The organism is Desulfitobacterium nosdiversum, assembly GCF_049860565.1.
Lineage (GTDB): Bacteria > Bacillota > Desulfitobacteriia > Desulfitobacteriales > Desulfitobacteriaceae > Desulfitobacterium_A > Desulfitobacterium_A nosdiversum.
Genome location: NZ_CP172056.1, coordinates 992810 through 1010685, shown reverse-complemented (window position 1 = coordinate 1010685; position 17876 = coordinate 992810). Strand labels below are relative to the sequence as shown.

The window sequence follows — 17876 nt, the reverse complement described above, 5'->3', positions numbered from 1 at the left end:
AAGCTACGAGCTATCTGCAATAAGCTATCAGTTATAGGCTAAAGAACGCTTCCATTAAATCTAGTCGATAAACATTTGTGTCCAATAATGCCCAAAGGTTCCGCCTTGGGCATATCCAACACCGATCTCACGATACTGAGCATTGAGTAAATTAGTGCTGTGGGATGGTTCATTGATCCAAGCACATACTGCCTCCTCTGGGGTAGCTTGACCGCCGGCTACATTTTCCGCTGCTGCCTTATATGAAATTCCATAGGCAAGTATCATCTCAAAGGGGGAACCATAGGTTGGGGAATGATGCTCGGCATAATCCTTATCCCTCATGTCTTCTGACTTTAATCTGGCTACACGGGATAGTTGTCCATTAACCGTAAAAACAGGCAGGCCATTTATTTGACGGAATTGGTTCGTAAGCTCAATAACCTTTTGCTCAATACAATTCGGAACAAATAGATTTGGAATAATGAGTTGTTGACCCGGATAAATCAAAGAAGGGTTTTTAACTTGAGGATTAACCTGGATAATTTCCGAAATCCCAACTTGAAATTTTAAGGCTATTTCCCACAATGAATCGCCCTGCTTAACGATATATGTAGTCATAAAATTCTATCCCTCTCACTAGGATTCAATTCTTCATCGCTATTATTTATTATACGGTTTTAAAGAAAAAGAGTGTTCGGTATTCAATGGAACACAACGAGTTATACATGAATAGAATTGAATGATTCTATCGGCGATGATTCTTAGTGAGAAGGTGTGATCATAATGGATTCGATAAGATCGCAAAAATACAAAGACGATTTACCCATCCAAACCATCAATAGAATAAGAAATATTCTATCTGACTTAGGAATCTTGACCGTTGAAACGGGCTGGCTGCATCCCGCGGAAAACTTTTATTCGGTTAATGTCACCGTAGCGAATACTACACTGTCAACGAACGGGAAAGGTACAACCTACGAATTCGCACTGGCAAGCGCATATGGAGAACTCATGGAAAGGCTTCAAAACCAAGCGCATTTTCGCCTAAATAACGATGTAAGTCAGGAGGCCATTGAATATCTTGGTTTTTTCTATGCCCCTGATGAAAAACGAATGAGTATGGATGACCTTCTAAACAGTGAAGATGAATGGATCGTTGGAAAACTTTCGAAGTATAACTCCGATGATTTAAAAAGAGAACTATTAGAAAAGTGGCAATCCATTTCCTATGAGACGATGCCTTGTGACTTCATTGCTGTTCCTTTCTGCAACTTAAACAACGGTAAATTATCCTATATCCCGATGAAAATGTTATCGAAGATGTATATGTCAAACGGGATGTGTGCCGGAAACACTTCAGAGGAAGCTTTAGTCCAAGGGATTTCGGAGGTCATGGAAAGATATGTTAACAAATATATTGTAAAGGGAAAAATAACCCCGCCCTCAATTCCAAGAGAATATATCCAACGATTTCCCAGGATTTGCGACATGATCACTCAAATCGAGTTAAGCGGGAATTTCGAAGTTATAATCAAAGATTGCTCGCTGGGCAAGGATTTCCCTGTTATCGGTGTGATCTTCATTAACAAAGACGATCAAACCTATTTCATTAAGTTTGGTGCACATCCTGACTTTGAGATTGCCGCCGAACGTACATTGACCGAGCTCCTGCAGGGCCAGGACATTAGGAACATGCGGGGTATTTGGGAATTCTCTTATAAAAACAATGTGATTGATGAGCACAAAAACCTTATCCATATTTTTGCCAATGGCAGCGGCCGATACCCCAATGAGATATTTGCTTCGAATTTTAGTTATGCGTTCAGCCCCTTTACTGATGTCAGCAAAATGGATAATAAAAAAATGCTTAAATACTTGGTCCATTTACTGAAAAACGTCGGTTATGATGTTTATGTCCGAAATGTATCTTTTTTGGGCTTTCCCGCGTTCCATGTTATAGTACCCGGCTTTAGTGAAATTGAAGAAATCAATGACTTCGATGAGCTTTTAAACTACACTGCTTTTGTCAATATCAAAAGGCTGCTGCGCAATATGAGCGATTTGTCAAACGACGAGCTTATCAAAATTGCTGACTACCTTGAAAATAAAAATTTTGGTCTTGATACAAATGTACTGAGCCTCTTGAATCTTTCGTTGCAAGATTCCTTACCCTGGTACTATATGAATATTGAATTATTTGTATTGGCTATATATTGTAAAGTTGGCCAATACACCAATGCAGCTAAGCTATGTTGGAGATTGTTAGATAAAATTCAGCCTAATTCTCTGAATTATGGAATGATAACGTATTATAAATGTTTGAGAGATTTTTTAGATGCAAGAGCGGATGGTACACCCTATGATGTTATCGAAAATATGCTTGGCAAATTCTATCCCCTGCAAATAGTTATGGCAATTATCGAGGAGTTTGGAAACTCAGAAACTTTATTTAGGAACGGCCTTATAACGTGTTTCAAATGTGAGGCTTGTCAGCTAAGGGGTAATTGTTTATACAAGGGAACAGAAGAAGTGTTAATTAAGATTAAGGAAAGGTACTCAAAAAGTACTATCCATCATTCCGACTTAACTTCTCTGTTAAATCAGATAGAATAAGTTTGTGTCGATCAAAAGGCGAGGACCATACAATTCTCGCCTTTTAACTCGTCATAAAGGGGTAGAACGGTTTTGGCTCTGCGTTTTATGATTTAACCTTTTACACCGACGAATATACTACGGGGCGGAGGCGGGGGCGTTAAAAATTGCATCATCATTCGCCCGGTTGCTGATGGAAACCCGGTAATAAATTTCATCATGGTTTGGGGCATTGTTGGCGGAGGAATTCTCTTTTGTTCGAAAACATAAGCGGGCGGGAGCCACGATGCGCTCATAAATGTTGTAGGAGCAAATGTCTGTCGGGGACTCACTGGAATTGCGGGCGCACTTGGCGCAGACATAGGAGTCATTGCCGCAGTATTTGCAGCAGCAACGAAAGTACGGGGTGCGTAGTAATTTGGAAGAACGGGATATCCAGGGTACGCGATATTATAAAATAAATGCATTTTGATGCCTCCCTAATAAAGTAATACTATATAGCAGTTGATTTCTAAGAAAATACCATACATTATTGGTCCACAATATATTACCAATATATGGATATAAAAATTGTCTCGTTACCCCTGATATGTTGTTGTTAGCGTTATTTAGAGTTTTCATTCCGAGCTAGCCGTTGTGCTTTCAGCGTAAAATAAGCGTTCTACAGTTTTCAATAACTATCTTGACAAACACAGCTAATATTTTATGATTGATATTAGACTAAATCTACTATAGGAGTATGTCTTATGGAATTTAACAAATGCCCTTGTTACGGAGGTAACCTTGATAAATTTATTCAGCCGATGATTCTAATTATTCTTGCTCAGGAAGACCTTTACGGCTATAAAATTCTTCAGCACATGGCTGAATCGTCCATGTGTAAAGGACAAAAGCCGGATGGAACCGGGGTCTATCGTTTTCTTAAAGCAATGGAGAACAGGGGGTTGGTTAAATCCTCCTGGTCTTTGGATGATTCAGGACCGGCAAAACGAATTTACCATATTACGAACGAGGGAAAAGATTGCCTTTCTCACTGGATTGATACTTTGGAAGATTATCGTCAATCTATTGGAAAGATGCTTGAAGAAGCACACAAGGTATACGAGAAAACCAAAAAATAATAAACGCAAACGGCTTTAATATTTATGGAATTATTGATGGAGAGAAATAGAGTCATCAAAAACATAAATAATTTTCTAGTGGATGAGCGATACCATTATGTACCAATAGCCAGGACGTATTATTATTATTGACATACCCCTATGGGGTATAATACAATTAAACCATTCCTGCCGGGGGAACTGAATAAACACTATCATCACATCTGACAATAAGAAATTACCAACTGTTGAATCAGGAGATTGATATGACCGAAAACATTATTTTTGATTGTGATAATACCATGGGAATCAATGGTTGTGATGTCGATGATGGACTCGCCTTATTGTATCTGTTAGGCAAAGAACACATAGACATCTGGGGAATTACAACAACATATGGCAACGGCGACGTTGATACGGTGTTTCATAACACTTCCAGAATGCTTAATGAGATCGGAAAGTCTCAAATTCCTTTGCTCAAAGGCTGTCAAGACAAAGATCATCTAAAAAGTGCTGCGACAGACTTTTTGCTCGAAACGGTTAACTCAAATCAAGGTGATATTTCTATTCTCGCCACAGGATCCCTTACCAATCTCTACGCAGCATATAGAGAAGACAACTATTTTTTTAAAAAAGTGAAGCGCATCATATTAATGGGAGGCGTTACTCAACCGCTGATCATTAATGGCCGAAATCTTGACGAACTTAATTTTTCCTGTGATCCGACAGCTGCCGAAAATATCTTAAGATATGGGAAAAATGTTTCCATCATTACCGGGAATAACTGTCTTGATGCATTTTTCTTGAAGAACGATTTTTTTAGCAGACTTTTATCCCGCAAAGAACCCATTGCCCGTTATATTGCTGAAGAATCCTCATATTGGTTTAATCACATGATGTCATTTTTCGAAATGGATGGGTTTTACAATTGGGATGTTGTTGCTGCGGCTTATTTAGCTAATCCCCTCTTGTTTCAAGATAATCTTTATTCAATAGATCTTCGTCCCGAGGATCTGAGGCACGGTCGATTAGCTGTGACCGACTCTCCCGCTGCAAATATAAAAGGAATCAACTTGCCGAAAATAAAATATCCTCGTGAATTAATCAATGATATCTATAATACCTGGTTAAGTGTGAAGTTTATCTAGATTACATTTTTCATTGGTTATCATATATAAAAAGGTTTAGAGGGGTGTAAAAAAGTGAAGAAAATCTTAGCCGTCTTATTGTTAGTGCTTCTTGTTTTTAGCGCTGCGGGTTGTTCGAAGACATCAAACGAACAGACGACCAACACAAGCTCTCAAGCAACCCGTTTTGAACAGGCTCTTGCCAAGGCCAAAGGAACCACGGTTAATTTTTATGGCTGGGGCGGCGACGAAAGAACCAACAAATGGATCGATACTCAGCTTGCTCCGTACTTAAAAGATCATTACAGTATTACCTTAAAAAGAGTGCCGATGGATATCGATCAGATCCTAAACAAAATGCTCGGTGAAAAACAAGCGGGTAAAAAGGACGGTTCTATCGATCTGGTATGGATCAACGGAGAGAATTTTTATACCGCGACAAAAAATAATTTGTTATATGGTCCTTTTACCCAGGAATTACCCAACTTTAATAAATATTTAGACCCAGCTTCCAAAGAGGTTCAATATGATTTCGGTTACGAAACCAAAGGCTCTGAATCTCCTTATGGGAAAGCAGAATTTGTTCTCATTAATGATTCTGCCGCAACCTCGGAAACTCCCAAAAATGCGGAAGAACTGCTCGCATATGCTAAAAAGTATCCTGGAAAAGTTACTTATCCAGCCCCTCCGGACTTTACCGGAAGTGCCTTTGTCCGAAATATTATTTATGATGTCGTGGGCTATGATAAAATCGCCAGCATAGGAAACGATAAGGCAAAGCTCAAAGGAACAATCCAACCGGCTATGGATTATCTTAAAGAATTAAGCCCTTATCTCTGGAAAGAAGGAAAAACCTACCCCGCTTCCATCGCTCAAGTCGATAACATGTTCTCTGACGGCGAGCTGGTCATGGACATGTCCTATAACCCCAATGCTGTTGCAGGCATGATTGCGACCGGGCGATTTAAAGATACGGCGAGATCCTTTATTTTTGATAAAGGGATGATTGGAAATACTCATTTTCTAGCGATACCTGCTAACGCATCCAACATTGATGGAGCACTTGTGGCGATTAATGCCATTCTAAGTCCGGAAATCCAGGCTTCCAAATATGATCCTAAAAACTGGGGAGATCTTCCGGTTTTGGAGAATAGCAAGTTAAACCCACAAGAAAAAGATCAGTTTAATAAGATTCCCTTAGGCAAAGGCGTAATCCCTCAGGATCAACTTCTGGCGAAAAGGCTGCCGGAAATGCCTGCTGATTTAATTCCGGCTATTGAAGAAATTTGGCAGTCGGAAATTCCCGGGAAAAACTAGGCTATGGCTCGGTCAAAAATCAAACCGTATGTTATGATCCTTCCGGTTGTGTTATTGATAGGATTGTTTATCTATGCTTTGATTAATACTTTGATCCAGAGTTTCGGAATACTGCCCGCGGCAGGGTTGAACGATTTAACCTTGTTCTATTATAAAGCAGTGCTTTCGAGAGGGGATTTACTCCCCTCCCTGCTGCTTAGTTTATATTTTGCGATCATGTCATCTCTGGTTGCCGTCTTTGTCGGAGTTTTTGTCAGTGCGATTGCTGTAAACTCCGGTTTTACCCAAAAGAAAACATTTCAGCTCTTAAAAATCCCGATCATCGTTCCCCACATGGTTGCTGCCTTATTGGTCATTAATGTTTTTTCCCAAAGCGGCATCATCGCGCGCTTTTTTTATCTTGTGAATATAGTGCAAAATCAGCAACAGTTTCCTTTACTCCTTTTTGATAAAAACGCAGTAGGCATTATGCTTGCTTATTTATGGAAGGAAATACCTTTTGTCATCTTAATGGTTGTAACCCTCATGGAAAAGATTGATGTCTCGCTCGGCGAAGCGGCGCAAAATTTAGGTGCCTCCAAACTAAAAGCCTTTTACAGCATTACCCTTCCTTTATGTTTTCCGGCGGTCTTAACCTCTTTCATTGTTATTTTCGCCTATTCTTTCGGAGCCTACGAAATACCCTTTTTGCTCGGAACGACGGCGCCTAAAGCGCTTCCTGTTTTGACTTACGTCGAATATATCCATCCTGATCTTGCCCATAGACCGTATGCGATGGCACTGAACGGTATTATGGTCGTTTTATCTTTATTCCTTTCGTATATCTATTATCGTATCTTAAAAGGCGATCGCAAAGGCGATCGGCACGCAGGGGCGGGGGTGGAAAATCAATACGATGTTATTTAAAGCAATTCCGAAAACAATCCTCCTTTTTTGCCTTTTATCGGTGCTTTTGCCTGTTGTGATTCTTCTGATCTGGAGTTTTGCGGATAATTGGCCTTGGCCCGCTCTCCTTCCGGCTGCTTTTTCATTCAGAGCACTCCGTGAACTATTTGGAGGATATTCAGGTGCCCTGCAGGTTCTCTTTTCCAGCATTCTCATTTCTGTTGCCGTAGCGCTCGCCTCGCTTCTCATCAGTATTCCTGCGGCCAGAGCGGTTGCCTTATACGACTTTTATGGAAAAAACGTGTTTAGGTTTATTATTCTCTTACCCGTTATCGTACCGGCGACAGCATTTGCCATGGGCATCCAGGTTTTATTCATCCGCTTAGGCCTCAGTGATACGGTTTTCGGAGTCATTATCGCCCAAATCATTCTTTGTCTGCCGTATACGATGAAAATTATGGCCGATGTAACAGAGGCTGCCGGGAACAAGCTGGAAAGCCAGGCAAGAGTTCTTGGAGCTTCTCCTCTTCAGACCTTCAGGCATATAACCCTCCCCTTAATGATGCCTGGAATTATAGCCGCCGGAAGCATGGCATACATTGTTTCCTTCAGCCAATACTTTTTGACCTTTTTAATCGGGGGAGGAAATGTCATTACTTTTTCCATGTTGATGTTTCCCTACATTCAAAGCGGGGACAGAACAATCGCTTCCGCCTATAGCGTCCTATTTATTGTCAGCTCTCTGTTGGTTTTTGTGCTATTTGAAAAAATGTTAAAAAAATATTATCGCCTGGACGATATTTATTTTTTCAGCTAAAGAGGAAAAACAGATGCATGAACTTTTAATCGAAAATTTACATGTGACTTTGGAAGAGAAAGAGATTTTAAAAGGGATCGATTTGGATATTCACAAAGGTGAATTCATTTCCCTTCTTGGTCCGTCAGGCTGTGGCAAGACGACGTTCATCAAAACAATTGCCGGACTTCTGCAACCGGATGACGGAGATATTTTTCTCCAAGGTCATTTGTCCAATCAGCAAGTCCCTGAAAAAAGAGGAACTGTAATCGTCTTTCAGGATTTAAGATTATTTCCCAATATGAATGTCCTCGAAAATGTGGAATTTGGTCTCAGAATGAAAGGCATTGATAAGAAAAATCGCCAAAGAAAAGCGTTAAGTATGCTTGAAAAAGTTGAAATGGCCGGTTTTGAAAATCGAAAAATCCATGCACTTTCAGGCGGGCAAAAACAAAGAGTTGCCCTGGCTAGAGCACTGGCAGCCGAACCTTCAATCCTTTTGCTGGATGAACCCTTCTCCAGCCTTGATGAAAATACCAAAGAAAAAATGATAGAGCTGGTCCTCGTTCTTCATCAGGATTTAAACGTAACAACAATCATGGTCACTCATAATCAACGAGAAGCGTTATTAATGTCCGATCGTATCGCAGTTATGAATGACGGTAAAATATTGCAATACGATACCGCTCAAAAGGTTTATGAGGCACCGTTAAGCCCGGAAGTAGCCGACTATTTCGGAAAAACCAACTATTTGGAAGGAGTGGTTAAAGAGGGATATTTTAATTGTCTGCTCGGCATGTACAAGGTCCCTTTCGATGACGGAATGTATCAAGTCATGATCCGGCCGGAAAATATTAAAGTTGCAGATCAAACGGGTGATTTTGAAGTCCGGTCAATCAGTTATCTAGGGGATCACACAAACATCGTTGTTGGAAATGATCCCCTAACTTTTATGATTAACGTGAACTCAGGCCCAATAGCTGTGGGAGATAGGCTTAGTATTGATATTGATTTTTCAAAAAGTATATTTTTTAGGAAAGAGTGATATTTGTGCAATTAGAAAAAAGATTTCATGAGATTATCGATAAGGCTCAAAATTATGCAAGTCTTACCAAGGAAGAATGTATTTACTTGCTGAACTTTGAGGAGACTTCGCTTGAAGCTTCGATTTTAAGAGCTGTTGCTGATAATCTTTCCAGGAAAAAGGCAGAGAATTCAGGCGTGATTTTGGGGCAAATCGGCGTAGAAGTTTCTGAGTGTACGGGAAACTGTAAATTTTGTGTTTTCGGTAAAGAACATACACAGCTTCCTACACACAGAGCATCCGATGAGGAGCTTGCCTTGAAAGCTCAAGAGTTTGCCGGTTATGGGGATTTGTATGGGTTATTCCTGATGACAATGCATTCCTATGATCTTGATGTCATTTTAAATGCGGTCGAGATTGTAAAGAAGAATATTCCGGATCACACCCAAATATGGGTTAATATTGGGGATTCCAATGTGGATACATTCGAAGAATTACGGAGAGCAGGTGTCAAAGGCGCATACCACGTCAATCGCCTAAGGGAAGGTATCGATACGGATCTAAACCCGAATGCCAGGCGCTCCACCATGGAAGCCGTTGTTTCAGCAGGTCTTGATTTGTATACCTGTTGTGAACCCATTGGACCGGAACATACCCCTGAGGAGATCGTTGAGAATTTCTTTATCGGGATTGAAATAGGCTGTTTCCAGCATGCTGCTATGAGAAGAGTCGCTGTGCCGGGTGTTCCTTTATCGAAATATGGACAAATTACAGAACTTAGACTAGCCCAAATCGTAGCTGTTATTACCTTAGCGACTTTAAATACGAAAAGCATGCGCTACATGTCGGTACATGAGCCCAACCAGGTGGGGCTGCTATCCGGAGCCAATGTCATTACGGCTGAAAGCGGGGCAAATCCCAGAGATACCAATATTGACACCTCGAAAGGGCGAGGCTTTTCGATGGCGAACTGCCGAAAAATGCTCTTCGAAGCAGGCTTTACAAGTCTGCGCAGAGGTGATGAATCCATCATCCCTCTTAATCTTGATTATTTAAAGAAAACGAATTCGATTTGATTAATCATCCAGCATTTCTTTGGCTTTTTGTGGATTGCCGCTGGATTTTTCTATGATTTCACATACTTTATCATAGCCTAAAAGCGGTGTATAGGCCGTTGCAAAGGCGTAGGATAATTCAAGAAGCTCTTTGCATCTCTCCGGATTTGGTTTTATCAGCTCAATACATTTCGTACGAAACAGCTCTGCGGCGTTTGTCAGAAGGGCTAGGCTTTCAAGCAGAGAATCGGCAATAAGAGGCAGAAAAGCGTTTAATTCAAATTCACCATGGGATGCAGCCGTTGAGATTGCAAAGTCATTGGCCATGACCCTCATGGAGACCTGCATGATCATTTCGGGAATGACAGGATTTACTTTCCCGGGCATAATCGTGCTGCCCATTTGCATCGATGCAAGAGTTATTTCCGCTAAACCTCCCTTTGGCCCTGAATTCATGAGACGCAAATCATTGGAAATTTTCATCAGATTCACTGAAAGCGCCTTCAATAGCCCCGATACCTCAACGAAAACATCATTATTCTGGGTAATATCCATGGGATACTCTGCTGCCGCAAGGCCTATTCCCGTTAATTCTCTGAGTACCTCAATGACTCCAAATCGGTACTTTCGTTCGGCATTGTTTCCTGCGCCAACCGCGGTTCCACCGATGTTGACCTGGCGCAGCCTTTCTTCAACCTTGTACAGACGCCAGCGGTCCCTTGCGATGGCCTGTGCATAGGCGCCGAATTCCTGTCCAAGTGTGATCGGAATCGCATCCATCAGCTCCGTTCTGCCAAGTTTCAAAATGTTATCAAATTCATTTTCCTTAGTCTGCAGCGCTTGCTGCAGTTTCGCACAGGATTCGCTGAGCTTTCTCAGCATCTGAATGGCAGCAATGCGCAGTGCGGTTGGATAGACATCGTTTGTAGACTGCCCGCGGTTCACATCGTCCAAGGGATGAATGATGTCGTAACTTCCAATATGAAAACCCAGCTTTTGAAGCGCAAGGTTGGCAATGACCTCGTTGACATTCATATTTGTTGAGGTTCCGGCACCGCCTTGTAGAGCATCGGTTACAAAAGCATCATCCGCTTTCCCCTTCAAAACCATATCGCAGGCATAGTCGATAGCCGCATAAACTCCATCTTTACCAATACCAAGCTTCTGGTAGGTCATCGCTGCCGCTTTTTTTACGGTCGCAATAGCATAAATCAACTGCAGATTGGTTTTCTTATAATCAAGTGCAAAGTTATCAACTGCCCGTGCGGTTTGCATGCCGTAAAGCTTATGATTATCCGGTTGTATTTCCCCGCTCTTGCCTCTTTCAGTGCGCATAGGCTTAATCCTCAATTTCTGCCATTATATTTGGGAACATGGCAACGCTTCTCTTTAATATTCCCTGCATATAGGCAATTAGAGTACCGTAATTGGTAAAGGGTATATGCTGATCCTCAGCACATTTTTGGCGGTATTTCATTTCCCTTTCATTGAGCATGCAGCCGCCGCAGTGAACAATAAGTTTATATTCGGACAGATCATCCGGAAATTCCGTCCCTGATGTGAATTTAAAATCAAACTGCTTTTGGGTGAAATTCTTAATCCAACGGGGCAGCTTGACCGTGCCGATATCATCGCACTGCCGATGATGGGTGCAGCCCTCCGAAATAAGCACTGTATCACCGTCCTGAAGGGAATCCAGTACTTTTGCTCCCTTTACCGCAGTTTCCAGAATACCCTTGTATCGTGCCATTAAAATGGAAAAAGAAGTAAGGAAAACATCGTTTGGTGTATCTGCCGAAACCTTTGCAAAGACCTGGCTGTCGGTAATTACTAGTTTCGGTTTTTTCCCAAGACTTTCAAGGGTTTCCCTCAGCTCAAACTCTTTGACGACAATAGCCGTGGCATCTGCTTCAAGAATATCACGGATGGTTTGCTGCTGCGGCAGAATCAGCCTTCCCTTGGGCGCAGCCTTGTCAATAGGTGTTACAAGCACTACAAAATCTGAGGGATTAATAATGTCTCCCACAATTTTAAGCTTGAGGTCTTCAGTAACAGCTAAAGCCGCTATTTTTTCTTTCAGTTTTTCAATATGGTATCCAGTTTTGGCACTGACACGTATTTCATGATCTTTTTCCGGAAGTTCCTCTCCTGCCAGATCCGCTTTATTGCAGGCAACCACATAATTGATCTTCTTCTCACGGAAGAGAGCAATCAGCTCTTCATCTTCCTGGGTTTTGCCGCTTGTCGAATCTATGACCAGTACGGCAACATCGGTTTTGTTCATCACCTGGCGGCTTTTTCTGACACGAAGTTCACCAAGTTCACCTTCATCATCAATTCCGGGAGTATCCATGATTAGCACAGGACCTAAAGGAAGCAGTTCCATGGATTTATAGACCGGGTCTGTGGTTGTACCCTTCACATCGGAAACTACAGCTAGGTCCTGTCCCGTAACCGCATTGACGATACTGGATTTGCCTGCGTTTCTCTTTCCGAAAAATCCGATGTGAACTCGGTTCGCTGACGGTGTTTCATTTAATCCCATGTTCATACACCCCTAAAATCTAAAATCCCGACTGCCATTCCCGATTTTTATCAGATTCTCCTTGACGATCTCTCTCACTTTTTCCTTCGGAACATTTCCTATTTCCTTGTGAATAAGAGCTTCACCCACAGTTTTTGTTTTCGGCGAAGCGTAGTCCTCCAAATATTCCTTGAGGGTCATTAATGCATTAGGATGGCAGCAGTTCTGAATCTGTCCGCTCTTTAAGAGAGTCATAAACCGGTCACCGGTTCTGCCTTCTCTATAGCAGGCGGTGCAAAAGCTGGGAATGTAGCCTAAGTCCATCAACCATTGAACAACTTCATCAAGTGCTCTCGTGTCGCTAACCTCAAATTGTTCGGAGTTCTCATCTTCCGTTTCAGGCTCGGCATATCCGCCGACACTTGTTTTCGAACCGCCGCTGATTTGAGAAACTCCCAAATGAAGCACCCGTTCCCTGCATTCCTTGCTTTCCCTCGTCGATACGATCATGCCGGTGTATGGCACGGAGATACGAATACAAGCAATAATTTTAGCAAATATATCATCGCTTATTCCGTTATCAAAGGCTGATGGGTCAATGTCATCCGCTTTACGTATCCTTGGGACGCTTATGGTATGGGGGCCTACACCAAATACTGCTTCAAGATGCTCAGCATGCATCAGCAAGGCCGTAAATTCGTAACGGTACAACTCAAGTCCAAACAATACGCCCAGCCCAACATCATCTATACCACCCAGCATAGCCCTATCCATTGCTTCAGTATGATAAGCATAATTATGCTTTGGACCCGTGGGATGCAACTTTTCATAGCTGTCCTTATTGTAGGTTTCCTGAAATAGAATATAAGTTCCAATACCCGCGTCCTTTAATTTTTTATAATTTTCAACGGTAGTTGCAGCGATATTTACATTGACACGACGAATTTCTCCGTTTTTATGCTTTATGCTGTAAATCGTATCAATGCATTCAAGAATATATTCAATAGGATTGTTGACTGGGTCTTCACCGGCTTCTATAGCAAGGCGCTTATGGCCCATATCCTGAAGTGCTGTAACTTCTCTGCGGATTTCCTCCTGTGTCATTTTCTTTCTTGCGATATGTTTGTTTTTTAAATGATAAGGACAATAGACACAGCCATTGACACAATAATTGGATAGATAAAGGGGTGCAAACATCACAATACGATTCCCATAAAAATCTTTTTTGATTTGCTCGGCCAATGCATAAATTTCATTGTTTTTTTCTTCTATATCACATTCCAACAAAACTGCGCCCTCTCTGTGAGAAAGTCCTTTGCGTAATTTTGCCTTTTGGATAATAGTATCGATGAGTTCAACATTGTTTTTGTTCTTTTCTGCATACTTAAGTGTGCTCAGGACTTCTTCATGGCCAATAAATTCCTCTGCTTGAGATGATTTTGGATTGTACATAAATAAAACTTCCTTTCTTATTCGGGTCAGAAATATCTTTCCCTTCAGTATGAGCTCTCTTTAAAAAATAGATTTATCCATTGCTTTATGGTCACCGCGTGAGACCGCTACATGATAACCGATACTTTCCATACGTTTTTGCATACAATACCGGCACTCTGCCGCTTCGTCTCCGGTGCAAATTTTATTGTCATAGAGCAAATATTTACTTCTTACATCTGTCGGTGAAAGATTAGGCATAACGACATTTGCTCCTGCCAGGATACCAAGCTCTCTCCCTCTGGGATTGATTGTACCCAGCGCGGTGGTAGCAGGCAGCAGTACCGACGGAAGCATCAAACGAATAATCCCAAGCAAAAACAGCGTAAGTTCAAGGGGCCCCGCTTCTTCATCAGCAAAAGGCGTATCGTGGTGCGGTATAAAAGGACCGATTCCTACCATGTGGGGATTGAGTTCTTTGATAAATAACAAATCTTCCACAAGACAATCCGTGGTTTGGTACGGAGAACCTACCATAAAACCGCATCCCACCTGGTATCCTATCTCTTTCAAATGATATAAACACTGTTTTCTGTTTTGGAGGGACATCTGACTGGGATGAAGCCTTCCGTAATGTTCCTCATTTGCAGTTTCATGACGCAGCAGATAGCGGTCAGCTCCTGCATCAAAAAAAGCTTTGTAGGTTTCGCAGCTCTTTTCGCCAAGAGAAAGTGTAATCGCACAGTCCGGATGATTTTGTTTAATGGACTGGATGATATCGATCATCCTTTCATCCGTATAGTACCCGTCTTCGCCGCCTTGCAGCACATAGGTACGAAAGCCCAGTTTATAACCCACCTCACAGCATTGAAGAATTTGCTCTTTTGTTAAACGGTACCGCTCCGCTTTAGAGTTGCTTTTTCGAATACCGCAATAATAACAATCATTTTTGCAGTAGTTTGTGAATTCGATCAGACCTCTGATATACACATCGTCACCGTAGTTTTGAATTCCTAATTCCCTTGCTTTTTCAAAAAGATATTCCGAAAGTTCAGGGCTGCGGTTGCCGATCAGTTCTTTAAATTCTTCCGGCTCGAGAACCCTATTCCTATAAAGTTTATTGATCAGTTTTTTCACGCTATACCTCATCTTCCGTCTTACCTTTTAACTTCGAATATACCGTCTTTGCGCTAACCCCGGGCAGTTTTCCAAGCTTTCCCGAAAGGGCGCTGGTGATATCCTGAGGTGCATCAATGGCAAGGCTAATGATATGAATACCTTTCTCACGATACGGCAAACCCATTCTGCCAATAATATACTTCCCATAGTTGTGCAAAATACCATTCAGTTTGTCAACGGAATCCGTATTCTCAACAATGATTCCAATGATAGCAACTCGGGTTTCCATATAAGAACCTCCTATAAAATAAAAAATACGCCGGAAAGGCGCAAAAATTTCATAATAATTATGACGCTTGTTGTGCCTTTCGCCTTATAACGTATATTTGGCGTTAGTGCTAGTTATTTTTTTCACTTATTATCTTTAATCATTAGAAATTCTTTTGATTAAGATATAGATATTGTAATATATTTCACTATATTTATCAATATTGCTGAATGGTATTCCTTCCAATCCTAAAACGCTGGAAGAGTCGGTTACCCCGCTCTCCAGCGTTCTTTTCATCTCGTGGCAAATCTTTTCGTTAAGTTCTCCCTTCCTCCAGATCAGGAGGTTGTCGTTTTAGAACTCTCCGCATAAGGCTTCCGGTACAAGTCTTTTTTCTTCAGTCCATTTTTCTTGGCAGCGGAAAACCAACCCTTATGACCCATAAAATAGTATAACCTGCGAGGAAATTTCACGGCTACGGAGATATCTTCCAAAGGGTTCTCCCCGCAATTTAAGATATCTTCTGCCATCAGCTTAAAAGCATCGTTCAATACTGCCATACTTTTTTTCACAAAGGGAGTATTGGGAGCAGAACTCAACATCCCCCCTCCCCCGATCTGTACACCGAAACGAAAAAAATAATTCATCTTTTTACTGAAATTTTTAATTACCCGAACAGCTTCCCGGTTTATATCGGCCTCCGGAAATCCGCAATTGACTACGGCATAAACTTTAACGTCCTTCCCCTTCTCCGGGCAACGGGACCGGAATGCGGCAAAATCCTGAAGAAAACGCATCAGTAACCCGGGTAGACAAAATACATAGAGGGGGAAAGTAAAAACCAGCGCATCCGCTTGCAGCATAGCCTCAAAGACGGTTTCCGACCGGCCTGGCAAAAGGCTCTGACGTGCTTCGACGCGCTGAACTTCCAGACCCACAGCTTTCAGCTGTTCTGCCTGCAACGTACTTAAGTAACCGGAAGTGCTTTTTTCCGAAACCTTAGGGCTGGCATTGATCAGGACAACACATTTTGTCTCTTGGCTCACAGCAGATCACCTACTTTTTTAGGTTCGATTTGGGCTAAGGCCCGGGTTATCTCGAAATCGTTGCCCTGGTAAATGAGTACATCTACATTCCGCCGGTGTTTGGCGGTAATGTCCAGAAATAAGCCGGTATCTTCCGGTGAAAGGTTTTTGCCGTAACCGATCATGAGTTGGCGCGGATAAACGCTGTACCTTGCCGGATGCATGGTCGAGCCGTCAGGTCTTATTTCAAAAAAAGGAAGAATATTGGGAATCCAACGGTCCAAGGCATTTTTAATATTGGCGCTGAATTGTCCGAAAACCACAGGACAAAGATAGACAGTTAAGTCACTCTTTATAAAATTTTGGTTGATTTGGGCCATGGCATCATTTATAACGCATTCTCCAGGCTTTTTTACCCAGCAGCCAAAACACCCCTTGCAGAAAGCGAGATCATCTTTAGCAATCCGGGTTTCTTCTACCGGCATACCCTTTTCTGACAAATAGTGGCTTACTAGGTCATGCAACCGGGTAAATTCCTCGTTTTGGTACTCTTGATCCGAGATGATAAACGCTTGCATCCTCTTTCTCCTTTCTAATGTTTACTGTGTTAACATCAATATAGCGCTGAATGTTTACTGTGTCAACATCGAGTGCTATAATTACCTTATAAATTTTTAGCTCACTCTGAAAGGAAAGGATGAAGTGCCTGTGGCCAGTCAAAGTTATCATCATGGCGACTTAAAAGCCGAATTAATCAGGATGGGACTAAAACTTCTGGACCAGGAAGGCTATGAAGGGTTCTCTCTGCGCAAAGTGGCCAAAGCATGTCATGTCAGCCAAACAGCGCCATACCGCCATTTTAAGGACAAGGATGAATTAATTACGGCCATTGCCGGGGAAGCTATGCGGGAGTTTGACCAAAGCCTGAAACAGGCCGTGGAGAAGTTCTCAGATAATCCTAAAAAACAGCTACAAGAAATGGGTATCGCTTATATTGATTTTTTTGTCAAGAACCCGGAATACCTGCGGCTGCTTTTTTTAAGCGATATCCGTCATAAAATTAATAGCGACCACAATTGCCTTCAGGAAAGCCATTTGGGAAGCGGTCATCCCTTTCAGACTTTTTTCAATGCTGTAGAACGTTGTCATAAAGCTTTTCCCAGTGAAACGATGGGACAAAAAGAACTTATGCTTTACTGTTGGGGTTTGGTGCACGGAATTTCGGTTCTGATTGCCAACAAAGATATCCCCTATGGGGAGGATTATGCCGAGGTGGTCGGCCGGATTATCGGCAGTGAAAAATTTTTAAGCAATTAATTTGTTTTTGGTCGATTAGTTCTCCTTAAAATGTTCAACATACTCAATTACGGCACCGTCGGGGTGTTTCACTATCATATTCCAACCTGTCGGGACATCCTTAATCCCACAGATAATTTTTCCTCCCTGTTGCTCAATATAATTCCTGAATTCCTCGACAGAATCAACAAGAAAGGTTGCATTTGTATTTCGAAAAGGTTTTAGGGTAGAAGTAACATTTCTGTCCAAGCCATCATAATCTATATCAGAAATAAAAAAAACCCTTCTCATTCTCATCTTTTAGGCTCATTCAAAAAGCCAATAAACAAAAGAGA

19 protein-coding genes are annotated in these 17876 nt (G+C 41.8%); 9 read left to right on the top strand and 10 right to left on the bottom strand.

Going from position 1 to position 17876, the window contains the following annotated elements; translation table 11 throughout:
- Positions 1-60: 60 nt before the first annotated feature.
- Complete coding sequence (safA, locus tag ACHOLT_RS04935; RefSeq protein ID WP_425806176.1) at positions 61-600, bottom strand: SafA/ExsA family spore coat assembly protein; 540 nt, start codon at positions 598-600, stop codon at positions 61-63.
- 165 nt (positions 601-765) lie between these two features.
- Here safA and ACHOLT_RS04930 point away from each other — a divergent pair, with 165 nt between their 5' ends.
- Positions 766-2595, top strand: a complete 1830-nt coding sequence (locus tag ACHOLT_RS04930; protein ID WP_425806174.1) for a YcaO-like family protein — start codon at positions 766-768, stop codon at positions 2593-2595.
- 92 nt (positions 2596-2687) lie between these two features.
- Here ACHOLT_RS04930 and ACHOLT_RS04925 read toward each other — a convergent pair whose 3' ends face one another.
- Positions 2688-3041, bottom strand: coding sequence for a hypothetical protein (locus tag ACHOLT_RS04925; RefSeq protein ID WP_425806172.1), 354 nt, complete (start codon positions 3039-3041; stop codon positions 2688-2690).
- 279 nt (positions 3042-3320) lie between these two features.
- Between ACHOLT_RS04925 and ACHOLT_RS04920 the strand changes: the two genes are divergently transcribed.
- From ACHOLT_RS04920 to ACHOLT_RS04890, 7 genes are all read left to right on the top strand, one after another.
- A complete protein-coding gene (locus tag ACHOLT_RS04920; RefSeq protein WP_425806171.1) occupies positions 3321-3695 on the top strand; it encodes a PadR family transcriptional regulator in 375 nt (124 codons plus the stop codon).
- A 245-nt stretch (positions 3696-3940) separates the two neighbouring features.
- A complete protein-coding gene (locus ACHOLT_RS04915) occupies positions 3941-4822 on the top strand; it encodes a nucleoside hydrolase (RefSeq protein WP_425806169.1) in 882 nt (293 codons plus the stop codon).
- Positions 4823-4876: 54 nt separating this feature from the next.
- On the top strand, positions 4877-6118 hold the full coding sequence (locus tag ACHOLT_RS04910) for an ABC transporter substrate-binding protein (RefSeq protein ID WP_425806168.1): 1242 nt from the start codon (positions 4877-4879) through the stop codon (positions 6116-6118).
- A gap of 3 nt (positions 6119-6121) precedes the next feature.
- Positions 6122-7024, top strand: a complete 903-nt coding sequence (locus ACHOLT_RS04905) for an ABC transporter permease (protein WP_425806166.1) — start codon at positions 6122-6124, stop codon at positions 7022-7024.
- Positions 7014-7820, top strand: a complete 807-nt coding sequence (locus ACHOLT_RS04900) for an ABC transporter permease (RefSeq protein ID WP_425806164.1) — start codon at positions 7014-7016, stop codon at positions 7818-7820. The genes ACHOLT_RS04905 and ACHOLT_RS04900 overlap by 11 nt, the downstream gene beginning before the upstream one ends.
- A gap of 13 nt (positions 7821-7833) precedes the next feature.
- Entirely contained in the window at positions 7834-8844 is a 1011-nt protein-coding gene (locus tag ACHOLT_RS04895; protein WP_425806162.1) for an ABC transporter ATP-binding protein, read from the top strand.
- A 5-nt stretch (positions 8845-8849) separates the two neighbouring features.
- Positions 8850-9899, top strand: a complete 1050-nt coding sequence (locus tag ACHOLT_RS04890; RefSeq protein WP_425806161.1) for a radical SAM protein — start codon at positions 8850-8852, stop codon at positions 9897-9899.
- Here the strand turns inward: ACHOLT_RS04890 and ACHOLT_RS04885 are convergent, their stop codons facing one another.
- The 7 genes from ACHOLT_RS04885 to ACHOLT_RS04855 form a co-directional block, all read right to left on the bottom strand.
- Positions 9900-11213 (bottom strand): aspartate ammonia-lyase, encoded by a 1314-nt coding sequence (locus ACHOLT_RS04885; protein ID WP_425806159.1) that lies wholly within the window; start codon positions 11211-11213, stop codon positions 9900-9902.
- 4 nt (positions 11214-11217) lie between these two features.
- Positions 11218-12423 (bottom strand): [FeFe] hydrogenase H-cluster maturation GTPase HydF, encoded by a 1206-nt coding sequence (hydF, locus tag ACHOLT_RS04880; RefSeq protein ID WP_425806157.1) that lies wholly within the window; start codon positions 12421-12423, stop codon positions 11218-11220.
- 12 nt (positions 12424-12435) lie between these two features.
- On the bottom strand, positions 12436-13854 hold the full coding sequence (hydG, locus tag ACHOLT_RS04875) for a [FeFe] hydrogenase H-cluster radical SAM maturase HydG (protein WP_425806156.1): 1419 nt from the start codon (positions 13852-13854) through the stop codon (positions 12436-12438).
- A 60-nt stretch (positions 13855-13914) separates the two neighbouring features.
- Positions 13915-14970: a [FeFe] hydrogenase H-cluster radical SAM maturase HydE gene (gene hydE, locus ACHOLT_RS04870; protein WP_425806155.1), complete on the bottom strand. Its 1056-nt coding sequence runs from the start codon at positions 14968-14970 to the stop codon at positions 13915-13917.
- Position 14971: 1 nt separating this feature from the next.
- Positions 14972-15241: a TM1266 family iron-only hydrogenase system putative regulator gene (locus tag ACHOLT_RS04865; protein ID WP_425806154.1), complete on the bottom strand. Its 270-nt coding sequence runs from the start codon at positions 15239-15241 to the stop codon at positions 14972-14974.
- A 317-nt stretch (positions 15242-15558) separates the two neighbouring features.
- Positions 15559-16266, bottom strand: coding sequence for an NAD(P)H-dependent oxidoreductase (locus ACHOLT_RS04860; protein ID WP_425806153.1), 708 nt, complete (start codon positions 16264-16266; stop codon positions 15559-15561).
- Positions 16263-16823 (bottom strand): NAD(P)H-dependent oxidoreductase, encoded by a 561-nt coding sequence (locus tag ACHOLT_RS04855; RefSeq protein ID WP_425806151.1) that lies wholly within the window; start codon positions 16821-16823, stop codon positions 16263-16265. Before ACHOLT_RS04855 ends, ACHOLT_RS04860 begins: the two co-directional genes overlap by 4 nt.
- A gap of 130 nt (positions 16824-16953) precedes the next feature.
- Here ACHOLT_RS04855 and ACHOLT_RS04850 point away from each other — a divergent pair, with 130 nt between their 5' ends.
- On the top strand, positions 16954-17562 hold the full coding sequence (locus tag ACHOLT_RS04850; RefSeq protein ID WP_425806150.1) for a TetR/AcrR family transcriptional regulator: 609 nt from the start codon (positions 16954-16956) through the stop codon (positions 17560-17562).
- 15 nt (positions 17563-17577) lie between these two features.
- Here the strand turns inward: ACHOLT_RS04850 and ACHOLT_RS04845 are convergent, their stop codons facing one another.
- Positions 17578-17790, bottom strand: coding sequence for a VOC family protein (locus ACHOLT_RS04845; RefSeq protein WP_425806148.1), 213 nt, complete (start codon positions 17788-17790; stop codon positions 17578-17580).
- Positions 17791-17876 lie beyond the last annotated feature (86 nt).